Source organism: Pseudomonas sp. SCA2728.1_7 (assembly GCF_018138145.1).
GTDB lineage: Bacteria > Pseudomonadota > Gammaproteobacteria > Pseudomonadales > Pseudomonadaceae > Aquipseudomonas > Aquipseudomonas koreensis_A.
In genome coordinates this window covers 1,097,035-1,112,122 of sequence record NZ_CP073104.1, presented here as the reverse complement: position 1 = coordinate 1,112,122, position 15,088 = coordinate 1,097,035, and the positions used below count along the sequence as shown (strand labels likewise).

16 protein-coding genes are annotated in these 15,088 nt (G+C 57.8%); 12 read left to right on the top strand and 4 right to left on the bottom strand.

Annotation, left to right across the window (positions count from 1 at the left end; translation table 11 throughout):
- The first annotated feature begins 186 nt into the window (after positions 1-186).
- Entirely contained in the window at positions 187-435 is a 249-nt protein-coding gene (locus KBP52_RS04880) for a type II toxin-antitoxin system Phd/YefM family antitoxin (protein WP_038368375.1), read from the top strand.
- Entirely contained in the window at positions 425-706 is a 282-nt protein-coding gene (locus KBP52_RS04875) for a type II toxin-antitoxin system RelE/ParE family toxin (RefSeq protein WP_212622225.1), read from the top strand. The genes KBP52_RS04880 and KBP52_RS04875 overlap by 11 nt, the downstream gene beginning before the upstream one ends.
- Positions 707-734: 28 nt before the next feature.
- On the opposite strand, the gene KBP52_RS04870 is transcribed toward KBP52_RS04875, so the two are convergent.
- Both KBP52_RS04870 and KBP52_RS04865 read right to left on the bottom strand, forming a co-directional pair.
- Complete coding sequence (locus KBP52_RS04870; protein WP_212622224.1) at positions 735-1,166, bottom strand: thioredoxin family protein; 432 nt, start codon at positions 1,164-1,166, stop codon at positions 735-737.
- Positions 1,167-1,249: 83 nt separating this feature from the next.
- Positions 1,250-1,651: a hypothetical protein gene (locus KBP52_RS04865; protein WP_212622223.1), complete on the bottom strand. Its 402-nt coding sequence runs from the start codon at positions 1,649-1,651 to the stop codon at positions 1,250-1,252.
- A gap of 394 nt (positions 1,652-2,045) precedes the next feature.
- On the opposite strand from KBP52_RS04865, the gene KBP52_RS04860 reads away from it, so the two are divergent.
- From KBP52_RS04860 to KBP52_RS04825, 8 genes are all read left to right on the top strand, one after another.
- Positions 2,046-2,894, top strand: coding sequence for a transporter substrate-binding domain-containing protein (locus KBP52_RS04860; RefSeq protein ID WP_007912334.1), 849 nt, complete (start codon positions 2,046-2,048; stop codon positions 2,892-2,894).
- 51 nt (positions 2,895-2,945) lie between these two features.
- Positions 2,946-3,608 (top strand): amino acid ABC transporter permease, encoded by a 663-nt coding sequence (locus KBP52_RS04855; RefSeq protein WP_212622222.1) that lies wholly within the window; start codon positions 2,946-2,948, stop codon positions 3,606-3,608.
- A gap of 9 nt (positions 3,609-3,617) precedes the next feature.
- A complete protein-coding gene (locus KBP52_RS04850) occupies positions 3,618-4,280 on the top strand; it encodes an amino acid ABC transporter permease (RefSeq protein WP_122590829.1) in 663 nt (220 codons plus the stop codon).
- A complete protein-coding gene (locus KBP52_RS04845) occupies positions 4,277-5,068 on the top strand; it encodes an amino acid ABC transporter ATP-binding protein (RefSeq protein WP_212622221.1) in 792 nt (263 codons plus the stop codon). Before KBP52_RS04850 ends, KBP52_RS04845 begins: the two co-directional genes overlap by 4 nt.
- 30 nt (positions 5,069-5,098) lie before the next feature.
- Positions 5,099-5,488, top strand: a complete 390-nt coding sequence (locus tag KBP52_RS04840; protein ID WP_007912330.1) for a RidA family protein — start codon at positions 5,099-5,101, stop codon at positions 5,486-5,488.
- A 378-nt stretch (positions 5,489-5,866) separates the two neighbouring features.
- On the top strand, positions 5,867-6,631 hold the full coding sequence (locus KBP52_RS04835) for an IclR family transcriptional regulator (protein WP_016984339.1): 765 nt from the start codon (positions 5,867-5,869) through the stop codon (positions 6,629-6,631).
- Between the two features lie 42 nt (positions 6,632-6,673).
- Positions 6,674-7,888 (top strand): amino acid deaminase, encoded by a 1,215-nt coding sequence (locus KBP52_RS04830; RefSeq protein WP_212622220.1) that lies wholly within the window; start codon positions 6,674-6,676, stop codon positions 7,886-7,888.
- A 131-nt stretch (positions 7,889-8,019) separates the two neighbouring features.
- Positions 8,020-8,958 (top strand): sugar kinase, encoded by a 939-nt coding sequence (locus KBP52_RS04825; protein ID WP_212622219.1) that lies wholly within the window; start codon positions 8,020-8,022, stop codon positions 8,956-8,958.
- 108 nt (positions 8,959-9,066) lie between these two features.
- Here KBP52_RS04825 and KBP52_RS04820 read toward each other — a convergent pair whose 3' ends face one another.
- Together KBP52_RS04820 and KBP52_RS04815 are read right to left on the bottom strand one after the other, a co-directional pair.
- On the bottom strand, positions 9,067-9,342 hold the full coding sequence (locus KBP52_RS04820) for a peptidylprolyl isomerase (protein ID WP_007912322.1): 276 nt from the start codon (positions 9,340-9,342) through the stop codon (positions 9,067-9,069).
- A gap of 51 nt (positions 9,343-9,393) precedes the next feature.
- The gene (locus KBP52_RS04815) at positions 9,394-11,931 is read right to left on the bottom strand and encodes a PAS domain S-box protein (RefSeq protein ID WP_212622218.1); all 2,538 of its coding nucleotides are present in this window, start codon (positions 11,929-11,931) and stop codon (positions 9,394-9,396) included.
- A 113-nt stretch (positions 11,932-12,044) separates the two neighbouring features.
- On the opposite strand from KBP52_RS04815, the gene KBP52_RS04810 reads away from it, so the two are divergent.
- A complete protein-coding gene (locus KBP52_RS04810; RefSeq protein ID WP_212622217.1) occupies positions 12,045-13,151 on the top strand; it encodes a PilT/PilU family type 4a pilus ATPase in 1,107 nt (368 codons plus the stop codon).
- Positions 13,152-13,277: 126 nt separating this feature from the next.
- Positions 13,278-14,993, top strand: coding sequence for a hypothetical protein (locus tag KBP52_RS30450; RefSeq protein WP_249122258.1), 1,716 nt, complete (start codon positions 13,278-13,280; stop codon positions 14,991-14,993).
- The last annotated feature ends 95 nt before the right edge of the window (positions 14,994-15,088 follow it).

Below are 15,088 nucleotides of genomic sequence, written 5' to 3'. Positions count from 1 at the left end.
GGCACCGCACTATTCACTGATGAAAAGTGTAGCGATCCTTCCTGTTCCCACCCAAGTGCGAGAAACGTCTGACGGACAACGCAGAAACGTCGCTGGAAATCACGTGGTATCGTCAAATGGATCGAAGTTAAGAACTTCAGGGGTGCTATTTTAGGTGCTACTAAAAGTACTTCAGGAAGCACCTTAATGGCACACATCGTTCTTTCCCACGTAGTAGCGAGTATTTCCGAATTGAAAAAAAATCCGATGGGCACCGTGGCTGCTGGAGGTGGACGCTCTGTAGCGATTCTCAACCGAAATGAACCAGCGTTTTATTGCGTACCTGCCAAAGAGTACGAGGCAATGATGACGCGTCTTGATGATCTGGAGTTGATCGCGCTTTGCAAGGAGCGAGAAAACGACCCCACCATCAAGGTCTCGATAGATGACCTATGAGCTTGAGTTTTCTGAAAAGGCCTGGAAAGAATGGGAGAAGCTGGGCGCAGGTCTACGAGATCAGTTCAAGAAAAAACTAGCGGAGCGGCTGCTTAATCCACATGTACCGGGGGATCGACTCAAAGGCCTTGGTAATGCATACAAAATTAAGCTGCGAAGCGCCGGGTATCGCATGGTGTATCGCGTCAAGGATGAAGTATTGGTTGTCACGGTGATAGCCGTTGGCAAGCGAGCGCGAGGCCAAATATATACAGAGGCTGCCAAGCGCTGAAATACGTGCTTCGGAACCTTCAACACATTCAGCACTGACTCCGCAGGCGCGCACGTGCAACGGTGCGCAAAGTGCGAAGCGTATGACGCAGCCAAGGCAGATCATGCGTTTGTTTGCGGACGGCAACGGGCGCTTTGGTCTTGCCTATATGCTCGGCGAAATCTCGTGCGAGGGTTTCTTCGGTGCCGATGCCTTTGAGTTTTTTCACCAGTTTGCCGTTCTGGAAGAACAGCACGGTGGGCGTCCCGGAGACCTGCGGATGGCGCGGGCATTCTCTGGTATTGAGCATGTAGATATTGGCGCGATGCCGGTACGGCTCAGCAGTCTGGCGAAAAATCGGCCCGGCCCATTCGCAGGCGGGGCAGTGTTCGTTGGCGAAATACAGGATTACCGGGCGCCAGGTTTTCAGCGCTTTGCGGTAAGTGGAGGGTAACTTGGAGCAGTCGGCCATCGCGTCCATGGAAAACCTTCTCGTGTTCATATATGGAAATGGAAGCGGATCACTAATGGATAGCAATCCGCTTTCAGGTATCAAGTCTTCACTCAGGATTCGCGCGATAGCTCCAGGTCGTCGAAGTAACAACCTTTCCCGCCGCTCAGCCCATCGGCCGCCTGCAACGTGACGATAAGTTTGAGAGTGCTTGCTTGTACCGTGAAGTTTTTCTCATCCTGGAACCAATCTTGCCCACCGCTGGCGTGAAGAAGATCAAACTTCTCCCCACTGGGAACCGTCTCCACCGAAACTTTACTACCGAAACCACCCTCGGTTTTCAACTTCGCGCTCAGCTTGAACGTCCCGCCATTACCGATGATGACGTCCTGACTGATGGAGTCCCACGAACCGATCAGGCAGTAGCCCTCCTCATAAACCACATTGTCGGGATTGGACGCTGTCCATTCATTGCCTTCTTGGGAAAAGTCGCCGTTCTTGATCAAGTTATCCATTTCAAAGTTCCTTTCTGATAGCAGAGTGAGTTGGCGCTGCGCCAAATGGGCGCACTGAGCGATTAGGCGACTTGCATCCCGAGTCGGCAACTGTCAGATCTGACAGGTGGAGCGCTAAATCCGATGAACGGTAGCTGTGATGCCGGAGGGCAAACATCAAGCGGCGCACTCCGATGTGGCATTCCTTCCCAGAAAGGTAGCGTTCCGTAGCGCAGCCGAAAAAGCCGAGCGCGGAAGGAGGCTGCGTTCATCTCTCTTAACTCAATGAATTCAATGAATTTTCAAAACTCACACGATTTACAACGATTCCTGTGGCACACTTTCTGCTGTCTATTCCGTAGTAACAAACCGTGTTCCGGTATAGCGGAATAAACACCATCCTGGAGTGCTTGCCATGCATCGCCGTCCTTCGTTGTTCAAAGCGTGTGTTTTTGTTCTTGCGGCTTCGTCCGCTGTCATGGGTATGGCCCAGGCAGCCGACAGCAAGCTCGACAGTGTTCTGGCCCGTGGCAAGTTGATCGTGGGTACCGGCAGCACCAATGCGCCGTGGCACTTTCAGGGCGCGGACGGCAAGTTGCAGGGTTTTGATATCGACATCGCCAGAATCGTCGCCAAGGGTCTGTTCAACGACCCGAGCAAAGTCGAGTTCGTGGTGCAGTCGTCCGATGCGCGGATTCCCAATCTGCTCACCGACAAAGTCGACATGAGCTGCCAGTTCATCACCGTTACCGCCAGCCGCGCGCAGCAAGTGGCGTTCACGCTGCCGTACTACCGCGAAGGCGTTGGCCTGCTGTTGCCGAACAACAGCAAGTACAAGGAAATCGAAGACCTGCAAGCCGCCGGCGACAGCGTTACCGTGGCCGTGCTGCAAAACGTCTACGCCGAAGAACTGGTGCATCAGGCCTTGCCGAAGGCCAAGGTCGATCAGTACGACAGCGTCGATCTGATGTATCAGGCCGTTAACTCCGGTCGCGCCGACGCCGCCGCCACCGACCAGTCTTCGGTCAAATACCTGATGGTGCAGAACCCTGGCCGCTACCGTAGCCCAAGCTATGCGTGGAGCCCGCAAACCTACGCGTGTGCGGTGAAACGCGGCGATCAGGACTGGCTGAACTTCGTCAACACCGCATTGCATGAAGCGATGACCGGCGTTGAATTCCCGACCTACGCCGCCTCGTTCAAACAATGGTTCGGTGTAGATCTGCCGTCGCCAGCGATCGGTTTCCCAGTCGAATTCAAATGATCCCGTGAGAGTGGGGCGATTCCCGTCGCCCCGCTCAAGGTACTGCTGACCATGAACTATCAGTTGAACTTTGCCGCCGTGTGGCGCGATTTCGACACCTTGCTGGCGGGGCTCGGTCTGGGTCTTGAGCTGGCGCTGGTGTCGATCGCCATCGGCTGCGTGATCGGCCTGCTGATGGCGTTTGCCTTGCTTTCCAGGCATCGCGCCTTGCGGGGGCTGGCTTCGGTGTACGTCACAGTGGTGCGTAACACGCCGATTCTGGTGTTGATTCTGTTGATCTACTTTGCCTTGCCGAGCCTCGGCATTCGGATGGACAAGATTCCATCGTTCATCATCACCCTGTCGTTGTATGCCGGGGCGTACCTGACCGAAGTGTTCCGTGGCGGTTTGCTGAGCATTCCCAAGGGCCAGCGCGAAGCGGGACTGGCCATCGGCCTCGGCGAGTGGCAGGTCAAAGCTTATGTCACCGTTCCGGTGATGCTGCGCAATGTGTTGCCGGCGCTGTCGAACAACTTCATATCGCTGTTCAAGGACACCTCGCTGGCGGCCGCGATTGCGGTGCCGGAGCTGACCTATTACGCGCGCAAGATCAACGTCGAAAGCTACCGGGTGATCGAAACCTGGCTGGTGACCACGGCGTTGTATGTCGCGGCCTGTTACCTCATTGCCATGCTGCTGCGCTATCTCGAGCAGCGTCTGGCGATCCGCCGATAGGAGGCTGCGATGTACGAATCTCCGAGTTGGTTACATGAATTGTGGGTCGCGCGTGAGCCGTTGTGGCAGGGCTTTCTGACCAGCGTGCAAGTGTCGGCACTGGCGATTCTGCTCGGCACGATGCTCGGCGTGGTCACCGGTCTGGTGCTGACCTACGGCAAATTCTGGATGCGCGCGCCGTTTCGTTTCTACGTCGACCTGATTCGCGGCACACCGGTATTTGTGCTGGTACTGGCCTGCTTCTATATGGCACCGGCGCTGGGCTGGCAGATCAGCGCGTTCCAGGCCGGCGCCTTGGGTCTGACCTTGTTTTGCGGTTCTCATGTGGCTGAGATTGTCCGTGGTGCGCTGCAAGCCTTGCCGCGCGGGCAGATGGAAGCGAGCCAGGCCATCGGCCTGACGTTCTATCAATCCCTTGGCTACGTATTGTTGCCTCAGGCGCTGCGGCAGATCCTGCCGACCTGGGTCAACTCGTCCACCGAAATCGTCAAGGCTTCGACCTTGCTGTCGGTGATCGGCGTCGCCGAATTGTTGCTCAGCACCCAACAGATCATCGCCCGGAACTTCATGACCCTGGAGTTCTACCTGTTCGCCGGTTTTCTGTTCTTCGTCATCAACTACGGCATCGAGTTACTCGGCCGGCACATTGAAAAACGGGTGGCCCTGCCATGACTCAAGCTCAAGTTTCCCCAGAGAATCAGGCGTTGCTGGACATCCGTGGCCTGCACAAACAGTACGGCGCAGTCGAAGTGCTCAAGGGTGTCGACCTGAGCATGCAGCGCGGCAACGTGGTGACGCTGATCGGCTCCAGCGGTTCGGGCAAGACCACGCTGCTGCGTTGCGTGAACATGCTCGAAGAATTCCAGGGCGGGCAGATCCTGCTCGACGGCGAATCCATCGGCTATGACGAGGTCAACGGCAAGCATGTGCGGCATGCAGAAAAAGTCATCGCCCGCCATCGCGCGATGACCGGCATGGCGTTCCAGCAATTCAACCTGTTCCCGCATCTGACCGCGTTGCAGAACGTCACCCTGGGCCTGCTCAAGGTGAAGAAAATGCACAAGGACGAAGCCGTGGTCCTCGCCGAGAAATGGCTCGAGCGTGTGGGCCTGCTGGAGCGGCGCAATCACTTTCCCGGTCAGTTGTCCGGCGGCCAGCAACAGCGCGTGGCGATCGCCCGGGCGATTGCGATGAACCCGAGTTTGATGCTGTTCGACGAAGTCACCTCGGCGCTCGATCCGGAACTGGTTGGCGAAGTGCTCAACGTGATCAAGGGCCTGGCCGAGGACGGCATGACCATGTTGCTGGTGACCCACGAAATGCGTTTTGCCTTCGAGGTCTCGGACAAGATCGTTTTCATGAATCAGGGGCGGATCGAAGAGCAGGGGCCTCCCAAGGAGCTGTTCGAACGCCCGCAATCGCCGCGTCTGGCTGAGTTTCTGAAAAGCACGCGGTTTTAATTTTTCGGTTTGTAATCAGGAGAAACACCCATGAGCATTACTCGATATGGCACCGGCAGCACCGCCGCTGGCGGCCAGCCACGTCCCTTCGCTCGCGCTGTTGAAGCGGATGGCTGGCTGCACGTATCCGGCCAGGTGCCGGCGGTGGATGGCGAGATTATCGTTGGCGGTATCGTCGAGCAGACCCATCAGACCATGAAGAACCTGATCGCGATTCTCGAAGAGGCCGGTTATGGCCTGGAAGATGTCGTGCGTGCTGGCGTGTGGCTGGACGATCCACGGGATTTCAGCAGTTTCAACAAGGTTTTCGGCGAGTACTTCAAGCCTGAACACGCACCGGCGCGGGCCTGTGTGCAGGCGAGCATGATGGTCGATTGCAAGGTCGAGATCGACTGCATCGCGTACAAGAAAAAGGCCTGAGTGACGGCTTTCCCTCACCCTAACCCTCTCCCGGAGGGAGAGGGGACCGATCTCTATCGATGCAGCTTTTGGCGGCTGATCACAACATGTGCATCGATACAGTCAGGCTCTATCTGTCTGGGAGAGGGGACCGATCTCTATCGATGCAGCTTTTGGCGGCTGATCACAACATGTGCATCGATACAGTCAGGGTCTATCTCTCTGGGAGAGGGGACTGATCTGTATCGATGCGGATTTTGCGTATGACGCATACATTTACATCGATACGGTCAGGCTCCCTCTCCCTCTGGGAGAGGGCGGGGGGTGAGGGCAGCAATCCGACTGACACAACACCAAGGGCCAGTTACCATCCGGCGACTTTGAATGGGAACCACTGAAATGACCGAAGACACCATCAAACGCCGGGCACGCGGTCTGGACCGGGCGTTCGATATCCTCGATTTCCTCAAGGAGATCGGCCAGCCGCTGCGCCCCAACGACATCGCCAACGGCATCGGCAGCCCGAAATCCACGGTCTACGAACTGGTCGCTTCGCTGCTCGAACGACGGATTCTGGAGCCGGTGGGCAAGGACGGTCATGTCTATCTGGGCCGGCAGTTGTACTTTCTCGGTCAGGCGCATTTGCGTCACTTCGATCTCAGCCGCGAGGCCGATCACGCCTTGCAGGAGATCGTCAGCCAGACCCATGAAACCGCGCAGATGTGCCTGCTCAACGGGCGCAAATACACGGTGGCGCTAATGAAGGAGGGTGAACGGCATTTCCGTATTTCCTCCGACATCGGCGAAAACGCGCCGATCCCGTGGACGGCTTCCGGACGCCTGTTGCTCGCACACCTGAGCGATCAACAGATCATCGACCTGATCGACGAAGATGATTACATCCTGCCCGACGGCGAGCGTTTGCCACTGGAGCGTTTTCTCGCGGAAATCCGTCAGGCCGGCATCGATGGATTTTTCTCCTTCGACAGCGTCGCCGACACCTTTACCCATTGCTTCGCCGCGCCGGTCAAAGACCGCAATGGCATCGCGATTTGCACCTTGTGCATCGTCGCCCCGCGGGCCGATGCGAAGAACAATTACAACGACTATCGCCGGGTGCTGATCGAGAGCGCCAACAGCCTCGCCCGGCGCATCAACGAATAACTGCGGCTGCCTGCGGCCGTGGACCAAGTGAGGAGTTCGACCATGACGACTGCCATCAATACTGCTGGAGAAAAGGGCGACGCGGCCATTGGCGCGCACCTGACGCGTGACGTCAGCCTGCCGGCGCTGGTGCTGCACCGCGAAGCGCTGGAGCACAACATCCGCTGGATGCAGAAGTTTGTCAGCGACAGCGGCGCGGAACTCGCGCCCCACGGCAAAACCAGCATGACCCCGGCACTGTTCAAGCGTCAGCTCGACGCCGGCGCGTGGGGCATCACCCTCGCCAGCGCGACCCAGACCCAGGCTGCTTACGCCCATGGCGTGCGCCGTGTGCTGATGGCCAACCAATTGGTCGGCACGCCAAACATGGCATTGATCGCCGATCTGCTCGCCGATCCGTCGTTCGATTTCTATTGCATGGTCGATCACCCGGACAACGTCGCCGATCTCGGTGCGTACTTCGCCTCGCGTGGAGTGAAGCTCAACGTAATGATCGAATACGGCGTGGTCGGCGGGCGTTGCGGTTGCCGCGGCGAGCAGGAAGTCATCGAACTGGCCAAGGCGATCAACGCGCAACCGGCGCTGGCCCTGACTGGCATCGAAGGTTACGAAGGGGTGATTCACGGCGATCACGCGGTCAGCGGGATTCGTGAGTTTGCTGCATCCCTGGTGCGTCTGGCGGTGCAGTTGCAGAACAGCGGCGCGTTCGCGATCGCCAAGCCGATCATCACCGCCTCGGGTTCGGCGTGGTACGACCTGATCGCCGAATCGTTCGAAGCGCAGAACGCCGCCGGGCGTTTCCTCAGCGTGTTGCGTCCGGGCAGTTACGTCGCGCATGACCACGGTATCTACAAAGAGGCGCAGTGCTGCGTGCTCGACCGCCGCAGCGATTTGCACGAAGGACTGCGCCCGGCGCTGGAAGTCTGGGCGCACGTGCAGTCGCTGCCGGAGCCGGGTTTTGCGGTGATCGCCTTGGGCAAGCGCGACGTGGCGTACGATGCCGGGTTGCCGGTGCCGTTGCTGCGCTACAAGGCAGGTGTGGTGCCGGCGCTGGGCGATGACGTCGGTGCCTGCAAAGTTACAGCGGTGATGGATCAGCACGCGTTCATGACGGTGGCGCCGGGCGTTGAATTGCGCGTAGGTGACATCATTTCCTTTGGTACTTCGCACCCGTGCCTGACGTTCGACAAGTGGCGTGTGGGGTTGTTGGTGGATGAGCAGTTGTCGGTGATCGAGCGCATGGAAACCTGTTTCTAAGACTTGAAACCGAGTCGCGGCCTTCGCGAGCAGGCTCGCTCCCACAGGGGAACGCATTCCAAATTGTGGGAGCGAGCCTGCTCGCGAAGGCGCCAGTCCAGACACCATCGATCAACCAGAGACAGCACAAGATGAACACCCTCAGCCCCCTGGGCCCGAACACCCCGCGTATCGCCCTGATCGGCGAATGCATGATCGAACTTCAGCAGCGCGCCGACGGCAGCCTGCAGCAAAGCTTCGGCGGCGACACCCTGAACACCGCGGTGTATCTGTCCCGCGCCATGGGCGACAAGGCGCAGGTCGATTACGTCACCGCATTGGGCGATGACAGCTTCAGCGACGCCATGTGCCAGATCTGGTCCGATGAAGGCATTGGCCTCGAGCTGGTGCAACGTCTACCGGGTCGCCTGCCGGGACTGTATTGCATCCAGACCGATGCCAGCGGCGAGCGGCGTTTTCTCTATTGGCGCAACGAAGCGGCGGTTCGCGACTGCTTCACCACGCCCGCCGCCGAGCCGATTCTGGCGGCATTGCCAGACTACGATGTGCTGTATTTCAGCGGCATTACCCTCGCTGTACTCGGTGCGCTGGGCCGGGAAAAACTGATCCAGACGCTGATCGAAGCGCGCCAGCGTGATGCGCGCATCGTCTTCGATAACAACTACCGGCCACGCTTGTGGGCCTCTGTCGAAGATGCGCGGGCGGCCTATCGAAGTGTGTTGCCCTACGTTGATCTGGCGTTGTTGACGGTGGATGACGAACAGGCGCTGTTCGGTTTCGCCGATTGCGAAGCGGTGTTTGCGGCGTATGCGCAGTTCGGCACGCCGGAAGTGGTGCTCAAGCGTGGCGCCGAGGCGTGTCTGATTCGTTGTGATGGCGAGACATTTGAAGTGCCGGCGCAGAAGGTCGAGAAAGTGGTGGACACCACGGCGGCGGGGGATTCGTTCAGTGCGGCGTATCTGGCCAGTCGCTTGCTGGGGGGCAGTCCGGAGGAGGCCGCCGAGGCCGGGCACTTGCTGGCCAGCCGAGTGATTCAGGTGCCGGGGGCATTGATTCCGAAACAGGCTTGAATGGCCGCTTGCTGCGCAATCGGTTCGCGAGCAGGCTCGCTCCCACAGGAGAATGCATTCCAAATGTGGGAGCGAGCCTGCTCGCGAAAGGGCCCTGAAGCCAACCACTCAATCGCGGTAAAACACCTGCACCAGGTGATACCCGAACTTGCTCTTGATCGGCCCATGCACGGTGCGCAACGGCTTTTTGAAAATCACCGCATCAATCGCCCCGACCATCTGCCCCGGCCGCACTTCACCCAGATCGCCGCCGCGTTTGCCGGACGGGCAGGTCGAAAATTTCTTCGCCAGCACATCGAACGCTTCGCCCTTGGCGATGCGTTGTTTGAGTTGTTCGGCCTCTTCGGCGGTTTTCACCAGAATGTGGCGGGCTTGGGCTTTCATCGTGCGGTACCTGATAACGGGGTGACGGCGGGGCGCGGATTATGCCTCAAGTCACGGGGTTTGGCTGATCATGGTGCGGATCTTGCTGGCCAGCAGCTCAATGGCAAATGGTTTGGCGACCATGTCCATGCCGTCCTCGAGAAAACCCTGACGCTCGGCGGCTTTCTGCGCATAACCGGTCATGAACAACACCTTGAGACCCGGCCGATGCTGACGGGCGATTTCCGCCAGTTGCCGGCCATTCATGCCGGGCAGACCGACGTCGGTGACCAGCAGATCCACGCGCAGATCGGATTCCAGCAGGGGCAGAGCGGCCTTGGCATCTTCGGCTTCGTAGGCTTGGTAACCCAACTCCCGGAGCAGATCGAGCACCAGCATGCGCACCGCCGGGTCATCTTCGACGACCATCACGGTTTCGCCAGTCGCCGTCGCCGGCGCTTGTTCAATGGGCGCGATTGCCGGCCGTTCCGGCTCGATGCCGTACAAGCGCGGCAAGTACAAGCGCACACACGTGCCCTGGCCCGGCAGGCTGTCGAGGCTGACGTGGCCACCCGATTGCTGTGCAAAACCATAAATCATCGACAGCCCCAACCCGGTGCCCTGGCCAATAGGCTTGGTGGTGAAGAACGGATCGAAGGCCTTGGACCGCACCGAGGGCGTCATGCCGGTGCCGTTGTCGCTGACCGCCAGCATCAGGTAATCGCCGGCCTTGACCGGTTCGAGCGTGGTGATATCGCTGCCGTCGAGATAGACGTTAGCGGTCTCGATCAACAACTCGCCGCCATCAGGCATCGCGTCGCGGGCATTGATGACCAGATTGAGCAGGGCGTTTTCCAGTTGGCTGACGTCGGTGCTGACCGGCCACACATGCTCAGCCAGACGCAGAGTGAGTTCGATCGGATCGCCCTTGGTTCGCCGGATCAGATCTTCCAGCGAATGCACCAGCTCATTGACATTGAGGGTCTTGCGATCCAGCGATTGGCGCCGCGAAAACGCCAACAGACGATGTGTCAACGCTGCCGCACGGTTGGCCGATGACACGGCAGCTTCGGTAAAACGACCAATTTCGTCGGCCCGGCCATTGGCAATGTAGCGCTGCATCAAATCGAGACTGCCGATGATCCCGGTGAGCATGTTGTTGAAGTCGTGGGCGATACCGCCGGTGAGCTGACCGACAGCCTCCATCTTCTGCGCATGGCGCAAGGCATCTTCGGCACGCTCGCGTTCGAACATCTCGTTCTGCAAACGCTGGTTGGCCTGGGCCAATTGCTCGGTGCGGGCGCTGACCCGCTCTTCGAGAGTTTCGTTGAGATTGCGCAAGGCTTCTTCGGTTTTCTTGCGCTCGGTCTCGTCGATCACAAAGATATAGAAGCCGTTGACGGCGCCGTCCGCCCCGTAACGTGGCAGGTAATTCATCAGTGCGTGACGACTGCTGCCATCGCGATGCGGGGTGTACAGGCTGAACGAACACGGCCTGCCGGCCAGCGCCTCGGCAATGTAAGGCAGGCGCAGGAAATACGCCTCTTCACCGATGACTTCGCGAATCGTGCGTCCGTAGAGCTCCTGCGGTGTTAGCCCGTACCAGTCCAGATAGGCCGCGTTGTTCAGGCGGAAGCGTTCTTCACGGTCGACATAACTGATCAGGATCGGCATGGCGTTGATGATCAACTGCAGTTCGGTCTGACTCTGGCGTAGCGCCTGTTCGGTGTGTTTGCGCTCGGTCAGATCCAGCGCCGCCCCGAGGAAACGCGTGGGCCGGCCATGATGATCCTTGTAGCAGCGTCCGCGAGCGAATACCCAGCGCACCTCGCCATCGGCTTGCAGCAAGCGATATTCCTCAGCGTATTCGGTGCCGTAGGTGATGCAGTGTTTGATGCTGCGCGCGACCATTGCGCGGTCTTCAGGGTGCACGCCTTGCAGGTAATCGCTGATCGGCAATCGACCGGACAGGCCGGGATCAACGCCGTGCAGTTGTGCGAAATGCGCATCAGCGATAAAGCGATCTTCGCCGATGTCCCAATCCCAGGTGCCGACGGCATCGGTCGCGGCCAAGGCCAGTTGCAGACGCTCCTCGGTTTCGCGTTGCGCCTTGAGGCTTTCTTCGGAGCGTCGTTGCAGTTCCAGCGCGATGCGCCGGCGTTCGTTGGTTTCGATGGCGGTGACCAGAATTCCGGCGACTTGCGCGGTTTCATCACGGATCGGGCTGTAGGTCAGATCCAGCCAGAAGTCGGATTCTTTGCCGTCCCGTTGCAGGGTGAAACGTCTTTCGCTGTAGGTGCGTACCTGGCCTTGTAGGACGGCGCTGTAAATCGGGTCGGTAAAGTCGCGAAGTTCCGGCCAGATCTGGTGCGCAGGCTGTCCGAAAGCGTGCGGATGCTTGTGGCCGGCGAGCAGAGCGAAGCCGTTGTTGTAGATCTGCGTGAGTTGCGGCCCCCACAACAGCAGCATCGGCATGGGCGAGTGAATCACGATGTCCACCGCGGTACGCAAGCTCTGCGGCCAGTTGCCGGCAGCACCCAGCGGGCCACGGCTCCAGTCGGTGCGGGCGATCAGTGCCTGAGCGTCGTCGGTGTTCGGTACAGCATTCATTACATCAGTCCTGAGCGTGGTTCGGTGAGGCGACGTCTATCATTGTTGCAGTTGATCTGCGCCAGGTGCAGGCCATTTTCTGTTCATTGAATGCTTCGCGGGTGCTTTTTGCCATGGAAATCGATGCACTGTTGTCAGTTTTGTCCAATAAAAACGGTTCGGATCTGTTCCTGTCTACAGGAGCACCGCCCAGTGCGCGTATCGATGGCGTGCTCACGGCGTTGAGCGAACAGCCTTTCAAGAACGGTGAGACCGCTGCCATCGCCGCCTCACTGATGGACGTCGAGCAACGACGGGAGTTCGACCGGGATCTGGAAATGAATCTGGCGATTTCGCGAGCGGGCATTGGTCGCTTTCGCGTGAACATCTTCAAGCAGCGCAACGATGTGTCGATCGTGATTCGTAACGTCAAACTCGACATACCGCGTTTCGCCGATCTGAAACTGCCGGCGGTACTGCTCGACACCGTCATGCTCAAGCAAGGGTTGATCCTGTTCGTCGGTGCCACCGATTCCGGGAAATCGACTTCGCTGGCTGCGCTGATCGATCATCGCAACCGGCACAGCAGCGGGCACATCATCACTATTGAGGACCCGATCGAGTACATCCATCGGCATCAGCGTTCGATCATTAACCAACGTGAAGTCGGAGTCGATACACGCAGCTTTCACGCCGCGTTGAAAAACACCCTGCGCCAAGCCCCGGACGTGGTGCTGATCGGCGAAATCCGTGACCGCGAAACCATGGAACATGCGTTGGCATTTGCCGATACCGGGCATCTGGTGTTGTCGACGTTGCATGCCACCAACGCCAATCAGGCGCTGGACCGGATCATCAATATGTTCCCGGAAGAGCGTCGGCCGCAGTTGTTGCAGACGCTGGGCAATAACCTGAAAGCATTTATCTCGCAGCGGTTGGTGCGCACTGTCGACGGGCAACGCAGGGCTGCTGTGGAAGTAATGCTGGGAACACCGACCATCAGCGATCTGATACGCCGTAATGAATTGGGTGAACTTAAAACGATCATGGAGAAGTCCGATGAGGGCATGCAAACGTTTGATCAATCACTGTTCAAATTGTTTGAGGCGCATGTCGTGAGCGAGGAGGAAATGTTAAAGCATGCTGATTCTGCAACTAATCTGAAGTTGCGGGTAAAGTTGCGGGTTGAAAGTGGAAGTGGTGTAGGAGGAGAAAGTGGTGGCTGGGGGTTGCTGGAGTAGTTCTGGCTTGGTGTTTTGCGAGTGTTTAAATATTAACTTATAAATATGTGATGGCTTCTCTCGTGGTCGGCGGGTTTAACTTTGCCTGCTCAACTTGAGCGCTTGAATATTTATAAGGAAACCGTCATGTCGTCTGAAGCTACAGGGAAGTTGTTCAAATCTTACAGTCTTGCCCATCAGGAGCAACAACGCCGCGAAGCGTTTGATGCTGAGGAAAGAGCTGCTGTACTTGCTCAGTTGCGGGATGGAGTCAAAGAGCAAGGGGTAGATCCCGTTTATAGCTGGCAGGGTTATACCGTTGACGTGCAGGAGGGCTCGTCTTTTCATGAGGTTTTTAATCCCGGACGTGTGTTCTGGGGCAAATTGACCAACAATAGTCGAATCATGAGTGAGCTTCGCCGCCATCGCGCGTTGAGTAATGAATTGGTCAGGGTCAATGAGCGCGGAAGGGTCGAAGTCTTTCGCAAGGACACTGAGAAGTGGCATGAAGTGGACCTCGATAATATCCCGGATCGCACTCAAACTTATCAGAATGTTCTGCGCGTTGGTGATATTGCCAAACAGGCTTGTGGCTATATCTATGACGCCGATTATGTCGATATTGACCAATGGCTGAAGTTTCATGGTTTGCCCGTTCCGCAAACCTTGACGCAAACAAAAAATCTGATCGGGTACTTTGAATTTAATCCGCAAGTGGATTCGCTCGGCAATTTCTGGGGGCAGCTGGATGCGGAAGATCATTCGCTGATTGTGCTGTCTGCGGAACAATGTCGTGCCATACGTTCGGTTACAACCCAACAAGTGGGTGCTGGCCAGAAGCTATTGGACGTCCTGCACCGCAATACCGGACAGGTAAACGTCACCGACGAAAACGCTGCTGAGTGGATTGTCCGTGTACTCCGCCATACCTATGCACGTGATATGGCGATGGCTTATCTGAAAGCACTCCAGTGGTTTGGTTCTCAACCGGGAGAGACACCATCAAATCGTGGTCTCGCCCAGTTATTGGTGACTGCACTGCTGCTGGATATCGACCCATCGATTGGCAGCCCAGCTGTTCGCAAGTCCATCGCCCGCCTGGAGCTTTATGCGCCGAGCAATGTCGGGCGCGAGTCAGCTGTTATTTGCCAGGAGTTGCAGGCTTTTCTGGTCACCAAACAAATGACTACTGCCGGTTTGGCGCCAGTGGCCGCGCACTTGTTGCTAGCAGGCATTGCTCCGGAGTTCACGGTCAAGGGCGTTCCGTCCTCGTTACTGATGGGCTCTGTGGAGTGGATGAGTTTTTGCCGAGCCGTGGTCCTGGCCGAGTCGGTACGAAAGGGCGCTTCTCGTGTGATGAATTATGCGCAAATCGTCGCTTACGCAGAACTGGAACCCTTGAGCGAAGCGCAGGTGCATCTGCGTGACATGGCCATGATCGGCCCGATGGTCGATTGGGCATTGATCAATGGTGTGGTGACTTCAGCTGAACTGGCGAGCAAGGAAAAGGAAACCACAGAACGTGCCCTGTCAGCATTTCAGGAGTATGCCGATAACTTTGTACCGCGCTTCGGCAGGCTGCCCGACAGGCGCATGATCGCCAAAGAGGCGTTGGAAGATGCCGCGCCGCTGTGTGACTTTCTGGAAGATAAAGTGCTTTACCAGCATCCGGGACTGGGGGCGTCTCCGACGGCAGCCTGCATGATCGATTTGCATATGTCCGGCGATCTGTCGGGCGGGGTGTGGGATCGGCCGGAAATATTCCCGGATAATGTCTATTCCAATATTCCTTCCTTGCATGGTGGTGTGACCAATTACCAGAGGCCAAAACGACATGACCCTGCGGTTGCGAGTATCCACTAAGAGTTTCCCCGACTGCGTCGCCTGCGCCCGAACGACGAGGAATTTCATCGCCAGCTACGGCTCTACCTGACCAACCTCAATCGCTCGTTGACTGC